The organism is Flavobacterium sp. (assembly GCF_044339515.1).
GTDB lineage: Bacteria > Bacteroidota > Bacteroidia > Flavobacteriales > Flavobacteriaceae > Flavobacterium.
Window position 1 is genome coordinate 1 of sequence record NZ_JBIIVK010000068.1, and the last position, 14,510, is coordinate 14,510.

Annotated in this window: 16 protein-coding genes and 1 pseudogene; 7 read left to right on the forward strand and 10 right to left on the reverse strand. The window is 35.2% G+C overall.

All coding sequences use genetic code 11. From position 1 onward, the window contains the following. Positions 1-251: 251 nt before the first annotated feature. Positions 252-797 (reverse strand): hypothetical protein, encoded by a 546-nt coding sequence (locus tag ACIQ0M_RS14025; RefSeq protein WP_396153315.1) that lies wholly within the window; start codon positions 795-797, stop codon positions 252-254. Between the two features lie 776 nt (positions 798-1,573). On the opposite strand from ACIQ0M_RS14025, the gene ACIQ0M_RS14030 reads away from it, so the two are divergent. After that, the gene (locus ACIQ0M_RS14030; protein ID WP_396153317.1) at positions 1,574-2,410 is read left to right on the forward strand and encodes a S1 RNA-binding domain-containing protein; all 837 of its coding nucleotides are present in this window, start codon (positions 1,574-1,576) and stop codon (positions 2,408-2,410) included. Positions 2,411-2,839: 429 nt separating this feature from the next. On the opposite strand, the gene ACIQ0M_RS14035 is transcribed toward ACIQ0M_RS14030, so the two are convergent. From ACIQ0M_RS14035 to ACIQ0M_RS14050, 4 genes are all read right to left on the reverse strand, one after another. Further along, positions 2,840-4,051: a serine hydrolase domain-containing protein gene (locus tag ACIQ0M_RS14035; protein WP_396153319.1), complete on the reverse strand. Its 1,212-nt coding sequence runs from the start codon at positions 4,049-4,051 to the stop codon at positions 2,840-2,842. Between the two features lie 63 nt (positions 4,052-4,114). Further along, entirely contained in the window at positions 4,115-4,558 is a 444-nt protein-coding gene (locus ACIQ0M_RS14040; protein ID WP_396153321.1) for a PH domain-containing protein, read from the reverse strand. Position 4,559: 1 nt separating this feature from the next. Further along, positions 4,560-5,669, reverse strand: a complete 1,110-nt coding sequence (locus ACIQ0M_RS14045; protein WP_396153323.1) for a C1 family peptidase — start codon at positions 5,667-5,669, stop codon at positions 4,560-4,562. A gap of 1 nt (position 5,670) precedes the next feature. Beyond that, positions 5,671-6,189, reverse strand: a complete 519-nt coding sequence (locus ACIQ0M_RS14050; RefSeq protein WP_396153325.1) for a hypothetical protein — start codon at positions 6,187-6,189, stop codon at positions 5,671-5,673. 220 nt (positions 6,190-6,409) lie between these two features. Here ACIQ0M_RS14050 and ACIQ0M_RS14055 point away from each other — a divergent pair, with 220 nt between their 5' ends. The 6 genes from ACIQ0M_RS14055 to ACIQ0M_RS14080 are packed head-to-tail and all read left to right on the forward strand — an operon-like array spanning position 6,410 to position 12,121. Beyond that, complete coding sequence (locus tag ACIQ0M_RS14055) at positions 6,410-7,249, forward strand: 1,4-dihydroxy-2-naphthoyl-CoA synthase (RefSeq protein ID WP_396153328.1); 840 nt, start codon at positions 6,410-6,412, stop codon at positions 7,247-7,249. 19 nt (positions 7,250-7,268) lie between these two features. Next, positions 7,269-7,892, forward strand: coding sequence for a PH domain-containing protein (locus ACIQ0M_RS14060; RefSeq protein WP_396153330.1), 624 nt, complete (start codon positions 7,269-7,271; stop codon positions 7,890-7,892). Between the two features lies 1 nt (position 7,893). Then, positions 7,894-9,396 carry a PH domain-containing protein gene (locus ACIQ0M_RS14065; protein WP_396153332.1) on the forward strand — a complete coding sequence of 501 codons (1,503 nt, stop codon included), beginning with the start codon at positions 7,894-7,896 and terminating at the stop codon, positions 9,394-9,396. Between the two features lie 41 nt (positions 9,397-9,437). Next, on the forward strand, positions 9,438-10,379 hold the full coding sequence (gene menA, locus ACIQ0M_RS14070; protein WP_396153334.1) for a 1,4-dihydroxy-2-naphthoate octaprenyltransferase: 942 nt from the start codon (positions 9,438-9,440) through the stop codon (positions 10,377-10,379). Between the two features lie 17 nt (positions 10,380-10,396). Then, a complete protein-coding gene (locus tag ACIQ0M_RS14075) occupies positions 10,397-11,074 on the forward strand; it encodes a metal-dependent hydrolase (RefSeq protein WP_396153336.1) in 678 nt (225 codons plus the stop codon). 3 nt (positions 11,075-11,077) lie between these two features. Beyond that, positions 11,078-12,121, forward strand: a complete 1,044-nt coding sequence (locus ACIQ0M_RS14080) for an o-succinylbenzoate synthase (protein WP_396153338.1) — start codon at positions 11,078-11,080, stop codon at positions 12,119-12,121. On the opposite strand, the gene ACIQ0M_RS14085 is transcribed toward ACIQ0M_RS14080, so the two are convergent. The 5 genes and pseudogenes from ACIQ0M_RS14085 to ACIQ0M_RS14105 form a co-directional block, all read right to left on the reverse strand. Then, positions 12,118-12,588: a nuclear transport factor 2 family protein gene (locus ACIQ0M_RS14085; RefSeq protein WP_396153340.1), complete on the reverse strand. Its 471-nt coding sequence runs from the start codon at positions 12,586-12,588 to the stop codon at positions 12,118-12,120. The two genes, ACIQ0M_RS14080 and ACIQ0M_RS14085, sit on opposite strands and share 4 nt — an antisense overlap. Beyond that, on the reverse strand, positions 12,572-13,051 hold the full coding sequence (locus tag ACIQ0M_RS14090) for a hypothetical protein (RefSeq protein WP_396153342.1): 480 nt from the start codon (positions 13,049-13,051) through the stop codon (positions 12,572-12,574). Before ACIQ0M_RS14090 ends, ACIQ0M_RS14085 begins: the two co-directional genes overlap by 17 nt. A 1-nt stretch (position 13,052) precedes the next feature. Beyond that, complete coding sequence (locus ACIQ0M_RS14095; protein WP_396153344.1) at positions 13,053-13,727, reverse strand: peptidoglycan DD-metalloendopeptidase family protein; 675 nt, start codon at positions 13,725-13,727, stop codon at positions 13,053-13,055. Between the two features lie 14 nt (positions 13,728-13,741). After that, the gene (locus tag ACIQ0M_RS14100; protein WP_396153346.1) at positions 13,742-14,155 is read right to left on the reverse strand and encodes a hypothetical protein; all 414 of its coding nucleotides are present in this window, start codon (positions 14,153-14,155) and stop codon (positions 13,742-13,744) included. 250 nt (positions 14,156-14,405) lie between these two features. Then, positions 14,406-14,510 (reverse strand): annotated as a pseudogene (locus tag ACIQ0M_RS14105) (IS1595 family transposase); the annotation flags it as partial.

The window sequence follows — 14,510 nt, forward strand, 5'->3', positions numbered from 1 at the left end:
AACCAAAAAGCCAAGCCCAAGTTGTATCAATCAATCAAGGAAAGGTAAACACTTCTTTAAAAGTCACTTTTTTGAAGTTAAAACGAACGTTTTTAAGCCTTCTTTTTTTAAACAACAACATCTTTAAGCCAAAATTAAACCTCGATTAAAAGTGATTAAATGAGGTTGTTTTTTATGATTTTTTTGATCCCGAAGCTTCGGGATAGTTTTTTGAAAGGGTTGTGCAACAGTTACTGATGTTATAAGCCGTTTTATCTAAACATTAATTCTTGAAGTTTTCCATTTTCATTTGCATCAATATATATTTGCATATCGTTATTTAATATAAAATTATTTTCTTTTTGTTTTGCATAATCAAGAAGAATTTTAGCTCCTTCGTATTGCACTTCTCTTACTTCAGGTAAATCTGAAAATTTTACGCCTTCAACTTTCACAAACTTAATTACACGATTTTTTTCAATTTTTTGAACAAGATTATAATGCATCATTGCCAAAGTGTAGAAAAACTGCTGATTATTTTCTTTAGTTAGTTTATTGTAAAATTCTCCAAAGATTGGCATACCAAATTCGGTGTCCTTATTCATCCAAAATTGAGCAATTTTAACAGCATAAAAAAATTCTTCTGATTTTGGGTTCATAGGATTAGAAAAAACAAATGAAGTTGCCTCAAATACTAATTTATCATAATTATTGAAATTTGGATTTTCTACTTTCTCCATTTCTTTGAATTTTATTTTAAATTGAGAAAACCCAATAAATGGAAGTAAACAAATAAGTACCATAAAAATTTTTTTCATATTGTAAAATTTATTTTTAGTTGTGTTTGGTTCAAAAATGGCTTATAACTATTAAATATATTCATATTTATGTAACTTTTTTACAAAAAATACCCCATTCCTTGAAAAAGAAATTATTCTTCCGTTAAAAAAATGTAGTATTTGTGTGATGGAAACCCAAAAATAGAAAAAGAACCGTAAACTACCTACAAAAAGGCAATAAATTTTTTACCCCAAAACAAATACAAGCCGGTCTAAAAAGTGTGCCAAAAGAGGCAATAAGTCACCTTAAAAGCCTTTTAAATTATGATCGGGTTTAGGTTGGTTTTTTGGGTTTTAGTTGGGTTTCCTTCAATATTAATTTCACATTTGTTCGGAAAACACCCCCTTTTTCCGAAGCCCGTTCGAACAAGTACCGAAAAAATACCGAACAAAACCCCAGTAAAAGTCAAGAAAATCGTCAAAGTGACTCAAACGTGGTCAAATCCTGTCAAATCCTGTCAAATGCCGTCAAAAGTTTGTTGTTTTAAACGTTTAAAAGGTGCTAAGGCTCTAAGGTACTAAGTTAAAAAGGAGCGAGGAAGAGATGAGCATTCCAAATTAAGCATAATTCAATCCTTCCTCGTCCATTTTCGCAAAGCGAATCGAAAATAATCCATCCAAGTTTTTTAAATCCACATCATCCGTGTTCCATTTGCAATAAGTAATAGATTCATCACTATTACTTGAACGGAGAAAGTACTTTGACTCATTGGCACATTACCACATTTTCCCTACCTTTGCCCAAAATTATTCCTATGCTTACCCTTGGCGTTCACCATACCCTTAAAATTGCCCGAAGTACCCAAGTGGGGCTCTTTTTAACCGACGGAAAAGATGATGTCTTGCTTCCGTTAAAATATGTACCGGCCGAGTTTGAAATCGGGCAGGAGCTTACTGTTTTTGTGTATTTGGATCATGAGGAACGCCCTGTGGCTACTACGCTTAAACCGTATATAACGTTGGGTGATTATGCATTTTTGCGGGTGAATTATACCAATCAGTTTGGTGCTTTTTTAGATTGGGGTTTAGAGAAAGATTTGTTTGTGCCGTTTAAAGAGCAAGCCCGCCCAATGGAGCAAGGCAAACGCTATTTGGTGCATTTGTTTCTGGATGACAAAACCAACCGATTGGTGGGGTCAAGTAAGATTAATCAGTTTCTGGACAAAGAACCTTCGGGTTTGGAAAGCGGTCAAGAAGTACATTTAATCATTTCTCACATCACCGAAATTGGAATTAATGTAATCATAAACGGTCGCTTTCGCGGACTCGTCTATAAAAACGAAGTGTATGACGACAAAATTCGTCCGGGTGACAAAACAAAAGGCTTTGTAAAACTCGTTCGCCCCGATGGTAAAATTGATGTTTCGCTCCATAAAGTAGGTTTTGAAAGTATTGAAGAAAACGCTCAAATCGTTTTGGATGAACTGAAGTCCAGCCGTGGTTTCCTTCGTTTGACCGACAACAGTCACCCGGAAGACATCAAAACGGTGCTCAAAATGAGTAAAAAAACATTTAAAAAAGCGATTGGGACATTGTACCGTCAGAAGTTGATTGAGATTAGGGAAGATGGGATTTATTTGAATAAGGTTTAAAAGTTTAAGAGTTTAAAAGTTTAAGGGTTTAAAAGTTTAAGAGTTTAAAAGTTTAAGAGTTTAAAAGTTTAAGAGTTTAAAAGTTTAAGAGTTTAAAAGTTTAAGAGTTTAAAAGTTTAAGAGTTTAAAAGTTTAAGGGTTTAAAAGTTTAAGAGTTTAAAAGTTTAAAAGTTTAAGGGTTTAAAAGTTTAAGAGTTTAAAAGTTTAAGAGTTTAAAAGTTTAAGAGTTTAAAAGTTTAAGAGTTTAAAAGTTTAAGAGTTTAAGGGTTTAAAAATTTAAAAGGTTAAGGGTTAAACTTTGCGTTTTTGCGTCTTTGCGAGAAATTTTAATTTTTTTTCTCACAGAAAACACGGAAAGCACAGAAAAGAGATTGCTTTGCAATGACAAGATTGGATGAAAACTGAAGACTGAAGACTGAAGACTGAAAACTACTCCTTCTCGTCCAACTCAAACGGATAGTCGCCAAAAAGAGCAGACAACTTCATCGCTTGATAGGTTTTGCGTGTGTATTTGTTGGATAACGCAATAATAACGATGGTATCGTTTTTCAAAGTAGTGTACGATGATGTATTGCCATGCCACCAACCGTTGTGGTAATGCAAGGTTTGACCGGTTTCCCACTCACGAAGGCGTATGCCTAATCCGTAGTTTTTTACCCCTCGTTTTTCATAGCTGTAGCCTTTGAGGGCTTCTTCCCATAAATCTTTTCTAAGAAATTCGGTGGAATAGGTCGCTAAATCAAACTTTACCAAATCACGTGGAGTAGAATAAATGTTCTTATCGCCGTAAATGGCATCGTACTGGTCCCAACCGTGGTTGACATAATTGGTTTTGTACGATTGACTGACTTCGTTTTTTTGGTTGACAAAATCAAAGACAAAAGAATCGTTCATGCCCAGCGGTTTGAAGATTTGTTCTTGCATGGCTTCGGCATAGGTCATGCCGGTTACTTGCTCAATAACGAGAGCTAGGATAGCATAATTGGTGTTGCAGTAATTAAAATGGGTATCATTTTTAGACAACAACGCAAACTTGTACCGTTTTAAATAATCCAACACATCCGCATTGGTGAGTATTTTACGTGAGTTCCATCCTTTGACACTTTCGCTGAAGCGGGAATAGTGCGGCAATCCACTGCGGTGATTCAAGAGTGTTTTAACCGTGGTGTTTTGATAAGGAAAGTCGGGGAGGTAAGTTTGTACCTTCTCGTTCAAATCGATTTTGTTTTCTTGCACTAATTTGAGTACCAATGTGGCGGTCATGACTTTACTCACGGATGCCAAATGCAAAGGGCTTGATTTTGAAACCGCTGTTTTCTTAGCATAATTGGCATAGCCTTTATAATCTTCAAAAATGATTTTACCGTTTTTGGCGACCAATAAACCACCGCTAAAATCGGACAATCCAATTTTCTTGCCGTAAAATTCGGAGACCGCTCTGGATTTTTCAAAAGCATAGTCCTCCGATACAGGATGTAAAGCCAACGAAAACGGAATGGTGATTAAGGAAGAATCAATTGGTGTTACTTCTTCCTCTTTTTCAGGAAGATGATGAGCTAACAAGGGGGCTTCCTCTTTTTTCTGACAGGAAAAAGTGAAAAGTATAATGAAAATTGCAACTGCAATTGAATGTTTAGACATGCGAAAATCGGGTATTCAGTTTGTTGGAAATAACAAAACTAAACTTTTTAAACTTAAAATTATCTAAATTATTTCAATTTTAGGATTAATTTTCAACAGGTAATTAACAAATGCTTCTTTGTCTTTCGGGGAAAAGTAGATGTCGTCAAATTTATTGTAATAGATATACAATCCGTTTATGTCCAATGAAGGTTTTAATATGCTTTTGGAAATCCATCCTTTTTGATGTTCAATTTTACGGATGCTCTGAATGTCAATTTTTCCTTTTATTGGTCCGGAGTTATAGATTAAAATCGCGTTATTTTGGATAACATATTTTGTATCTGCCAAAACCCATATTGATAAAACGGCAGTAACCAACATGATTGTACAGGCAATAAAATCAGCGGTTACCGCTTCGCCGTCATTCAAAATTAAAATGGGTAAAATAATCAAACCAATGGGTAATCCAATCATGATTAACTTGGATAACGGATGAACGGAAGATTTGAATACTATTGTATCCATATTACAAGCTCAGCATTTTTTTGGTGTTTGTCAACAAACCATCTTTGTGTACTAAAATCGAAATGGCTTTTAGTTTTACATAAGCCACGCTCATGTAAATATAACCTTCGTTCCCCATGTTTTCGGTTCCCCATGAGTTTTTTACTTTGTAGTAGAAGTTTCCTTTTTGGTCTTTCACTTTGCCTACAATGTGCATAAGATGATCGTCTTGGGTGGTTAGATTTTCAAATTCCTGTTGACGATATTCGGGTGTGATTGTTTTTTCGGGTTTAATTTCAGTAAGAATGGTTTTGCTATCGGCATCATTTGCCGGAACAGCGGCAATACCATATTTTCCTGAGAAATAGGGTTCGCTTACGTCACAATCCAAGGACAAGGTAAAACCTTTGTCTAACGCGTTATCAATGTTTTGAACCAATTCTTCCAACGGCAAATTATAGAAACTTCCGTTTGAAAAGTTATCGGGAATATTGATGATAAAGGATTTATAAAACGGTTGGTTTGTGAAGGAAGTTAAAGAAACATAACTGTCCGGATTGATTTTGGTAAAGGCTAAGAAAGAAGCGGGCGTGTATGTCTTTCCTTCAAAAGTAAACTCGCTCGGATTTTTCCCTAAGTAAACATCCAAAACGGACTGTACAGCTACTTTCCATTTAGGAGACAACTTTTTGCCGGGATTTTCTACAATTACTTTCAGCATTCCCTCCAAAAGAGCTTGCAGTTCGGCATGATTGTGTTTTTCTTCTTCGCCGTTTAATCCCGTGTACACTGAATTAGGCACCAAACCATATTCTCGAACGCTGTTAATGACGTCGTGAGCTAAACCACCTTCACTAAACTGTGCTTTTCCCTGACGCATGACATAATTTTCAGCTTTTTTGGGATAGGTATTCCGCACGTTATAAATCTCAGATAAATCAATCTTTCTTCCGGTAAGCCGAATGATTTCTGCTTCCAAAAAAGAGGTGGTTGAAAACGACCAACAAGTTCCCGTTACGCCCTGTGAAATAACGGGAGTGCATTCAATTTCTTTGATGGTTTGAAACTCGTAACTTTGTGATAAGCCTACTAAAGTGAAGAGCAGAACAAAGGTAAGCAAGATTTTTTTCATCTTACTCAACAACAATAATCTCTAATTGCGACATAAAATCTTGAGCATCTTTAGATTTTATCTCACCAATAAAGATAATTTGTAAAAAATTATTCTGACTTCTTAGTGTTGTGGACTCTAAGTTTAATCCGTTTATTTTTCCTGAAATTTGTATGGTTTCAGATGCATTTTTAAACTTGATGTTTTTTTCTGAGGGGTTTTCCGGAGAGGCTCCCATCAAGCCATTTAATTTATCAAAACCTTCTTGATTAACCAATTTAAGCAAATTTGCCAACCCATCTTTGTCTAAAGTTTTAATATAGTCTAGCGGATAGATGGATTCGTAAGCTAAAATTACTAAACCATTTTGTTCGGTCATGTAATTTATTTTTTCAATCGCTATTTCGTCTTTTTTAACGATAGTTTTGCTTTCCAAGGCATCTTCTGTTAAATTCATTACAAAAACAGATGGATTTTCAGTCTGACCCAAAACAGATGCATAGGTGATAAAGAAAAGCACCAAGAGAATAAACTTTTTCATATTTTAATTAGCGTTATTGATTGCGTTTTACTTGTTTTATATCTATTAACTTTTTATTGGTAAAACCATTAACTTTTTCAAATATAGTCACTTTATTGTTTTTTTTGAAAATATAAAATCTTTATTGTAAATCATTTAACAGTAAGTTATGATTTTTCACTACTAAATTTCTTCTTTTCAAAAGTTAAAAATACTATTTTTACGCTAAAATCAAATGATTATGGCAGAAATAAATTGGCAAACCGCAAAAGAATTTGAAGATATCACCTATAAAAAGTGCAACGGCGTTGCCCGAATAGCCTTTAACAGGCCGGAAGTACGCAATGCATTCCGACCCAAAACTACAGCCGAATTGTATCAAGCATTTTATGATGCACAAGAGGATACGTCGATCGGGGTAGTATTACTTTCTGCTGAAGGACCTTCGCCAAAAGATGGTGTTTATTCCTTTTGTAGTGGCGGCGACCAACGTGCTCGTGGTCATCAAGGTTACGTGGGCGATGATGGGATGCACCGTTTAAACATTTTAGAAGTACAACGATTGATTCGATTTATGCCGAAGGCCGTGATTGCCGTAGTTCCAGGATGGGCTGTTGGGGGCGGACACAGTTTGCATGTGGTTTGCGATTTAACGCTGGCAAGTAAAGAACACGCTATTTTTAAACAAACCGATGCCGATGTAACGAGTTTTGATGGTGGCTATGGCTCAGCTTATTTAGCTAAGATGGTCGGACAGAAAAAAGCTCGAGAAATTTTCTTTTTAGGTAGAAACTATTCCGCACAAGAAGCATTCGAAATGGGGATGGTGAATGCTGTTATTCCGCACGACGAATTAGAAGCAACTGCCTATGAATGGGCTCAGGAGATTTTAGCTAAATCACCCACGTCAATTAAAATGTTGAAATTCGCTATGAATTTAACCGACGACGGTATGGTTGGTCAGCAAGTATTTGCCGGAGAAGCCACCCGTTTGGCATATATGACTGATGAAGCAAAAGAGGGTAGAAATGCCTTTTTGGAAAAAAGAAAGCCCAACTTTGATAAAAAATGGATTCCATAATCATCTAATAAATAAAGCTTTGGAAGAATTTACTAATTCAACGGTTTCGTTTGATGCCTTGCCTAAATTTGAATCGGTTCCTTTTCAGCCGTTAAATAAAAACTATTTAAATGTGGTGTACCTCAGCAATGCTATTTTTTCGGTAGTATTGGCTGTAGGGCTCACTTTATTTATCCTTTTTAATGAATATGTTCGTGAAAACGTGATTATTTGGATAGTTCTTTTGATGGGTACAATTGCTCTTTTATTTTGGCTTTCAACAGTAAGTTTCAGAAAAAAAGGCTACGCACTCCGAGAAAAGGATGTTTTGTTTCGCAAAGGTATTTTATCAACCACTACCACGGTTATTCCGTTTAACCGAATTCAGCATGTGGCTATGCACGAAGGGGTTTTTTCCCGAATGTATCAGCTGAGCGAATTGCAGGTGTATACAGCCGGTGGGAGCAGTAGCGACCTACATATTCCGGGTTTGCCGAAAGAAGAAGCGGAACAGATTAAGTCCTTTTTATTGAATAAAATTGAAGTCTTGGATAGTGAGCCAACTGTAATTGAACAACCAATTTTTCAAGAAGAGTTGGCTGAGGTTGAAACTCCAAAAGAAACACCCGAATCTGAAGTAGCTGACGAAAATCAAAATCAATAACATGCTCTACGATTTTAGTAAACCCCAACGGCAGTCTATCAAAGGCATTGCCATCATGTTCGCCGATACGCTGCAAGGCCTTATTCGCGGATTCTGGGCTCCACTTTTATTGATTATCTACAGGTTTGATTGGAGCAAGATGTATTTCCTGATTTTTGGGTTCTTAGTTTTGCTGATTATAATCGGGGTGATTGCCTATTTAAAATACATCAATTTTACTTACTTTTTGGATGAAGTTAAACAGGAATTTGTGATTCAAAAGGGAGTGGTTACAAAAAATAAAATCACTATTCAGTTGGATAAAATTCAACAAGTGAATATCAATCAATCGGTTGTGCAAAAATTTGTTGGTGTGTTTAGTGTGGATATCGATACAGCCGGAAGTAACAAAAAAGAAGCCAGTATTCGTGCGGTTGACAATGAAGTAGCGTTACATTTGAAAAACAAATTACTCTCATTTGAAAAAAGCTCGGAAGAAAAACTAGAAGAAAAAACCACTTTTGAGCCTGAAAAACCGTTTTTAAAGATTAGTTTTATCACTCTTTTAAAAGTTGGAATTACGTCAAACTATGGCAGAAGTATTGCGTTGTTAATTGGTTTTATAGGTTCGCTCTATGGCGGTTTTCAAGATGTAGTAAATTCATTTGAAGTAGATGAAGAAGAAGTAAACGGTTTGGTAGACCAAGGTTTAAGTTATTTTTCGCTTTCGTTCTTTCTTATTGGTGTTCTAACGTTGGTACTTTTAATCAATTTGATTCGAACGGTGGTTAAATATTATGATTATCAAATGGTTATTCAACGTAAAGCATTAGCCATCACACATGGATTGTTTGCTAAAAAGAATACATTGCTTAGGCCGTCAAAAGTTCAGATTACCACTTTTAGTCAGAATTTTTTTCAGCGAAAGCTTACTTTGTTTGATTTACGACTTAAGCAAGCCTCTTCTACCGATGAAGCGGAAACAGAGGGAAAAAGCAGTAATGATATCGAAGTGCCTGGGTGTAATCCCATAGAAAAAGAAGCAATTTTGCATATGATTTTAGATAAAATACCGACCACGAAGGAGGTTTTAGAACCTAATTACAGGTATTTAATAAAAGCCATTTTTTTAGGGATAATTGTACCGTGTGCATTGTTTACCGGACTCGGTTTGTTTGTTTTTGAAACCTTGCAACTTTATTTTCCTTTTATGACTGCTTATATTTTTTTGGTGGGTATTGTTGTCTTTTTTCAATTTAAAAATTACCGATTACTGCTTAGTCTTGATTTTATCACATTAAAAAGTAATGCGTGGGATGTGCAACATCAATTGATAGAACCGTTTAAAATTCAAGGGATTACTACCAAGCAATATTTTTGGCACAAACGTTCCGATGTGGTGCATTTGACTTTTCACACCGCAGCCGGCGATTTATCGTTTAAATTTGCTAATTATTCCGCTTTGAAGCCGTGGATCAATTATTGGTTGTATGAAGTAGAACGAAGCAATCGAAATTGGATGTAAATCGTTAAAATTAGCTTACTTTTGCATAAAAATAAAGAAAAATGAAGCATTGGATTGAAGCCGCTCGGGTTAGAACGCTACCTCTTTCGGTATCAGGAATTTTAGTGGGAAGTTTTTACGCATTATCTAAACCTACAGAAAATGTGCTGACGCCAACACAAGTATTTAGCTGGAAGATTTTTGGTTTATTGATGTTAACAACCATTGGTTTGCAGGTATTATCGAATTTTGCCAATGATTACGGTGATGGTGTGAAAGGAACCGATAACGACGACCGAATTGGTCCGAAACGTGCTTTGCAAAGTGGAGTGATTTCACCTGCTGCTATGAAACGAGCGATTGTTATTACTGCTTTTCTAACCTTTTTGTCGGCCGTTTCATTAATTTACACTGCCTTTGGTCTAGAATACCTTTATTATTCCATCTTTTTTTTATTGTTAGGAATTATTGCAATTGCCTCTGCAATTCGCTATACTGTTGGAAAAAGTGCTTACGGTTACAAAGGATACGGTGATATTTTTGTCTTCGTTTTCTTCGGATTAGTGAGTACCTATGGTTCCTATTTTATGTTTTCAAAAGTAATAGATTGGTATTTATTGTTACCCGCAGTCGCCATCGGATTTTTGAGCGTAGGCGTTTTAAATTTGAACAACATGCGGGATGAAGTATCGGATAAAAAAGCCGGAAAAAATACGATTGTTGTGAAGATAGGCGGAGAAAAAGCCAAGCAATACCATTATTTTTTGCTGATTACAGCAATGATTTTGTTATTAGTATTTGGAATTTTGCAACAGTTTGCCATTGATCAATACATTTATCTAATTGTTTTTCTCCCGATTACAAGTCATTTACTTCGCGTAAGCAGAACACAAAATCCGGCAGACTTAGACCCGGAGTTAAAACGATTGGCTATAAGTACCTTTATGGTTTCCCTATTATTATCGTTGTGTTTGATTTATTTTATCTCAGATATTATTGTTTAATTCAAAAAAATACAGCTATGAAAATTACATTTTACGGTCATGCTTCACTTGGCATAGAGGTGAGCGGAATGCACATTTTAGTAGATCCCTTTATTTCGGGAAATCCGAAGGCAGCTCACATTGATATTCATTCATTGCAAGCTGATTTTATTTTGTTGACACATGCCCATCAAGACCATATTTTGGATGCAGAAGCCATTGCGAAACGAACCAACGCAGTCATTGTTTCCAACTGGGAAAATGCAACTTATTACGGTAACAAAGGCTTTCAAAGCCATCCAATGAATCACGGTGGAAGTTGGCAGTTTGATTTTGGGAAAGTGAAGTATGTAAACGCGATTCATTCCAGTTCATTTCCTGATGGAACGTATGGTGGCAATCCCGGTGGATTTGTGATTGAAAGCGAACACAAAAACATTTATATTTCAGGAGATACTGCATTGACCATGGATATGAAGTTGATTCCGCTTCGTACGAAATTAGATTTGGCGATTTTCCCCATTGGAAATAATTTTACAATGGATGTGGAAGATGCCATTACTGCAGCGGAATTTGTTGAATGTGACAAGGTTTTAGGCGTTCACTACGATACATTTGGTTATATCGAAATCAACCACGACGAAGCCATTAAAAAATTCTTTAACAGCGGGAAAGACTTAATGTTGTTAGAAATTGGCGGATTTATAGAATTGTAATTCTTGAAAGCTACTTATCAGAAATACATATTAGATTTTAAAAGACCTTCCGGTACTTCGAGAGGCATTTTAACCCAAAAAGAAACTTGGTTTATCCTCCTAGAAAAAGCGGGTAAACGAGGGATAGGTGAGTGCGGCATTTTGCGAACACTAAGCATTGACGATCGACCGGATTATGAAGAAAAACTGAAATGGGTTTGTGAACATATTCATTTAGGTATTGACAAACTTTGGGAAGATTTAATGGAATTTCCATCTATTCAATTTGGACTTGAAACGGCATTTCTTTCGCTGGAAAGTAAAAATCCGTTTGTATTATTTCCTTCAGAATTTACTTCCGGACAAAAAGATATGGAAATAAATGGTCTGGTTTGGATGGGCAAGGAGTCGTTTATGAAAGCTCAAATTGAAGAAAAATTAGCTCATGGTTTTCGTTGTATAAAATTAAAAATTGGAGCGATAGATTTTGAAAAAGAACTTGGATTATTACGGTTTATCCGTCAACATTTTGATGAAAATACAATTGAGATACGTGTCGATGCAAACGGAGCTTTTAATTCAAATGAAGCTTTAGATAAATTAAATCAATTAGCTGAATATAAATTACATAGTATCGAACAACCAATCGAAAAAGACCAACATGACAGCATGACAGTGTTGTGTAAAAGTACACCTTTTCCTATTGCTCTCGACGAAGAATTGATAGGTATCTTTTCAAAAGAAAAAAAGCGAAAATTATTAGAAAAAATCAAGCCACAGTTCATCATTTTAAAACCTAGTTTGATAGGTGGCTTTAGAGGAGCACAAGAGTGGATAGCTATAGCGGAAGAACTTCAAATCGGTTGGTGGGTTACTTCTGCTTTAGAAAGTAATATCGGATTAAACGCCATTGCTCAATGGACATTTACTTTACAAAATCCTTTACCACAAGGATTGGGAACAGGTGGACTTTACACAAACAATTTTGATTGTCCTTTAGAAGTTATAAAAGGAAGACTGCACTATAATTCTACTTTGGTTTGGGATACTGAAGCAATAGATTTCTAATTTTTAGCCATGTATTTTGTTAAAGAAGCACTAGCTTGTTGTCTCACCTTTTGCTTTATAAAAGGTGTCCATCCCAATAAATAACCTTTCCAACCCAATGCCATACCGCTCCAAAGCCAAAAATTAAACGAATCCGTGTGATTGATAATAAGTCCGTCTTTAAATTTAAATTTTGCTTTAATCACATTTCTCACTTTTCGATTTGTTTGGCTGAATTTATACGTAGCAATCCATTGTGCTTTACCGCTTTTTTTGGTGGCTTTGATGTTAGAAAATTCGATAGTTAAATTACCGTTGCTTCTTTCGATGAGCATTTTCCACATCATGCATACCTGTTCTCGAGTTAGGGGACCAAAAGCAGGGTCACTGAAAGTAGCCTCGGGATGATAGCAGGTAGCCATTGTGTCGGCGTCAAGTTTACTAAAGGAATCGTAGAATTTTAAAATAAGATTATGGGTGGTATGCATCTTTCCAGTCTTTTGTTGTAATGGCAGTAATTTTGTTTTCGTCGTTAATTGTAACTTGGAGTTCTTTTGTTTTGTATTTTTTTTCGTAATCGCATTTGTAACGGAAAAGGGTGGTTTGGTTTTCATCAAACCGAAGTGCTTCAACTAATTGCATATCATTAAATTGACCAAAGACACGCAGAATGTTTTGGCATGTCATCGAAATCTTTTCTTTATTGATTTTTTTCAAAACTTCTTCTGTAGCTTCTTCCGCTGTAAAGGGCTTGAAGGATGAGGTATTACAGGTCATCAAAACCCGCTTACCTAACTCATAGGCTCGATTTTTTTTTATCGCATCAACTTCGCTCAGATTAAGTTTTATAAATTCAGGTTTGTTTTCTTCTTTGGTTACAGAAGGTGAAGTTTTGCCCGATTTACAGCTTATTAGAAACGCTAAACAGCATATAAGAGCAACTTTTTTCATTTTAAATTTTTAAAAGCAAAGTGGGGTTAGGGCAATTGTTTTTATACTTAATCAAATCTTTTTCACTACATACACCTGGGTAATCACCACGAAATCCTTCAATATCTTTGATGATTTGAAAATGTAAATGGGGTGCATAATCACCATTTACATTGGATTTACCCAATTGAGCAATTTCATCACCTTTTTTGAACGATTGATTAATTTTTAGCAAAGCTATACTTTCTAACGTAAGATGGCCGTATAGCGTATAAAATTCACAATTATTTAACGTATGCTTTAAAATGATTGTCGGGCCATAGTCGCCATGGGAAGAATTATTTTGAAAGCTGTGAATAACACCATCTAAAGCAGCTAAAACAGGAGTTTCTGCTTTTGTCCACAAATCTAAACCGATGTGAATATTGCGTTGTTCTGTGTTGGAATTATTGAAAATTGTACTTCTTTGGTATAGATTTCTTTTTTCTAAATAGCCACCGTAGGCTACTCTTGCCCCTTTTTGGTTTAAATAATCATCCAAAAAAATCTCGTAATCCTGTGAGGTTTCTAATTTTCTATGTATTAACGTTTTTGAGTTAACCGATAAATCGATAGGAACATAATGTTTGTAATGCAAGTTTTTGTCAATAACATAACAGTCCTCTTGACTGAAAAGAAGTTCTTCAAAGGAATTCATGTAAATTTGTTGTTTTAGTTAGATTTTAAAGCAAATTTTCCGCCTAAGTAAGCCATTGGCAGATAGGCAACGATTAGATCCAACCCATTAAACCACATGGGAGCCGGAATCATAAAAATATTGGCAATTCCACCCAAAAGGAAAAAAAATCCTAGGCCGTATGCAAATTTCATTTTGTGATTCGATGCAATTTTAGCAGCTACAAAAGCTCCCACAAGTGTGCCCAATGCATGAGCTAAGAAAGGAAAAATAAAATTGACAGGTTTAAACAAATGAATGGATGCTTTGAGTCCTTCCGTTGTAGTAATGTCTGCTCCTTCGGGTGGTGGAATGATTGAACTGCTTATTAAGATTAGACTCATATTGACAATACTTCCTAAAACAATCCCGAGCACAACAGCCAAGATATTTTTTAAAATTGGATTCATAATTAATTAGTTTATTGGTTATTGTTCAAATTTATTAAAAAAAAGCTATTCAAATACACATTAATATACTATACATTACCACATCAAAACCATGGAAATAATTCTATTCTCTTTAATTAGGTAAAGATGAACAACTGTTTTTATACACATCACTAAATTTCGATATAAATTAAGAATTGTATAGTTTTTATAATTCATAATTTTTAATTTCTTAATTTTTATAAACTATTTTTTGATTGTCCGTTATTAGTCATAACCCTGTAATGCTTGCTATCACTAGCCTGTCGAATAATTTTTCTTCAAAATACCGTCTATTAAGCTTGTAAACGAACTCATTTAGGTATAATTGTAAATA

What these genes read in the sequence shown, in the direction of transcription:
- ACIQ0M_RS14025 (WP_396153315.1), bottom strand. Translation starts at nt 797, where the DNA reads ATGAAAAAAATTTTTATGGTACTTATTTGTTTACTTCCATTTATTGGG.
- ACIQ0M_RS14030 (WP_396153317.1), top strand. Translation starts at nt 1,574, where the DNA reads ATGCTTACCCTTGGCGTTCACCATACCCTTAAAATTGCCCGAAGTACC.
- ACIQ0M_RS14035 (WP_396153319.1), bottom strand. Translation starts at nt 4,051, where the DNA reads ATGTCTAAACATTCAATTGCAGTTGCAATTTTCATTATACTTTTCACT.
- ACIQ0M_RS14040 (WP_396153321.1), bottom strand. Translation starts at nt 4,558, where the DNA reads ATGGATACAATAGTATTCAAATCTTCCGTTCATCCGTTATCCAAGTTA.
- ACIQ0M_RS14045 (WP_396153323.1), bottom strand. Translation starts at nt 5,669, where the DNA reads ATGAAAAAAATCTTGCTTACCTTTGTTCTGCTCTTCACTTTAGTAGGC.
- ACIQ0M_RS14050 (WP_396153325.1), bottom strand. Translation starts at nt 6,189, where the DNA reads ATGAAAAAGTTTATTCTCTTGGTGCTTTTCTTTATCACCTATGCATCT.
- ACIQ0M_RS14055 (WP_396153328.1), top strand. Translation starts at nt 6,410, where the DNA reads ATGGCAGAAATAAATTGGCAAACCGCAAAAGAATTTGAAGATATCACC.
- ACIQ0M_RS14065 (WP_396153332.1), top strand. Translation starts at nt 7,894, where the DNA reads ATGCTCTACGATTTTAGTAAACCCCAACGGCAGTCTATCAAAGGCATT.
- menA (WP_396153334.1), top strand. Translation starts at nt 9,438, where the DNA reads ATGAAGCATTGGATTGAAGCCGCTCGGGTTAGAACGCTACCTCTTTCG.
- ACIQ0M_RS14075 (WP_396153336.1), top strand. Translation starts at nt 10,397, where the DNA reads ATGAAAATTACATTTTACGGTCATGCTTCACTTGGCATAGAGGTGAGC.
- ACIQ0M_RS14085 (WP_396153340.1), bottom strand. Translation starts at nt 12,588, where the DNA reads ATGCATACCACCCATAATCTTATTTTAAAATTCTACGATTCCTTTAGT.
- ACIQ0M_RS14090 (WP_396153342.1), bottom strand. Translation starts at nt 13,051, where the DNA reads ATGAAAAAAGTTGCTCTTATATGCTGTTTAGCGTTTCTAATAAGCTGT.
- ACIQ0M_RS14095 (WP_396153344.1), bottom strand. Translation starts at nt 13,727, where the DNA reads ATGAATTCCTTTGAAGAACTTCTTTTCAGTCAAGAGGACTGTTATGTT.
- ACIQ0M_RS14100 (WP_396153346.1), bottom strand. Translation starts at nt 14,155, where the DNA reads ATGAATCCAATTTTAAAAAATATCTTGGCTGTTGTGCTCGGGATTGTT.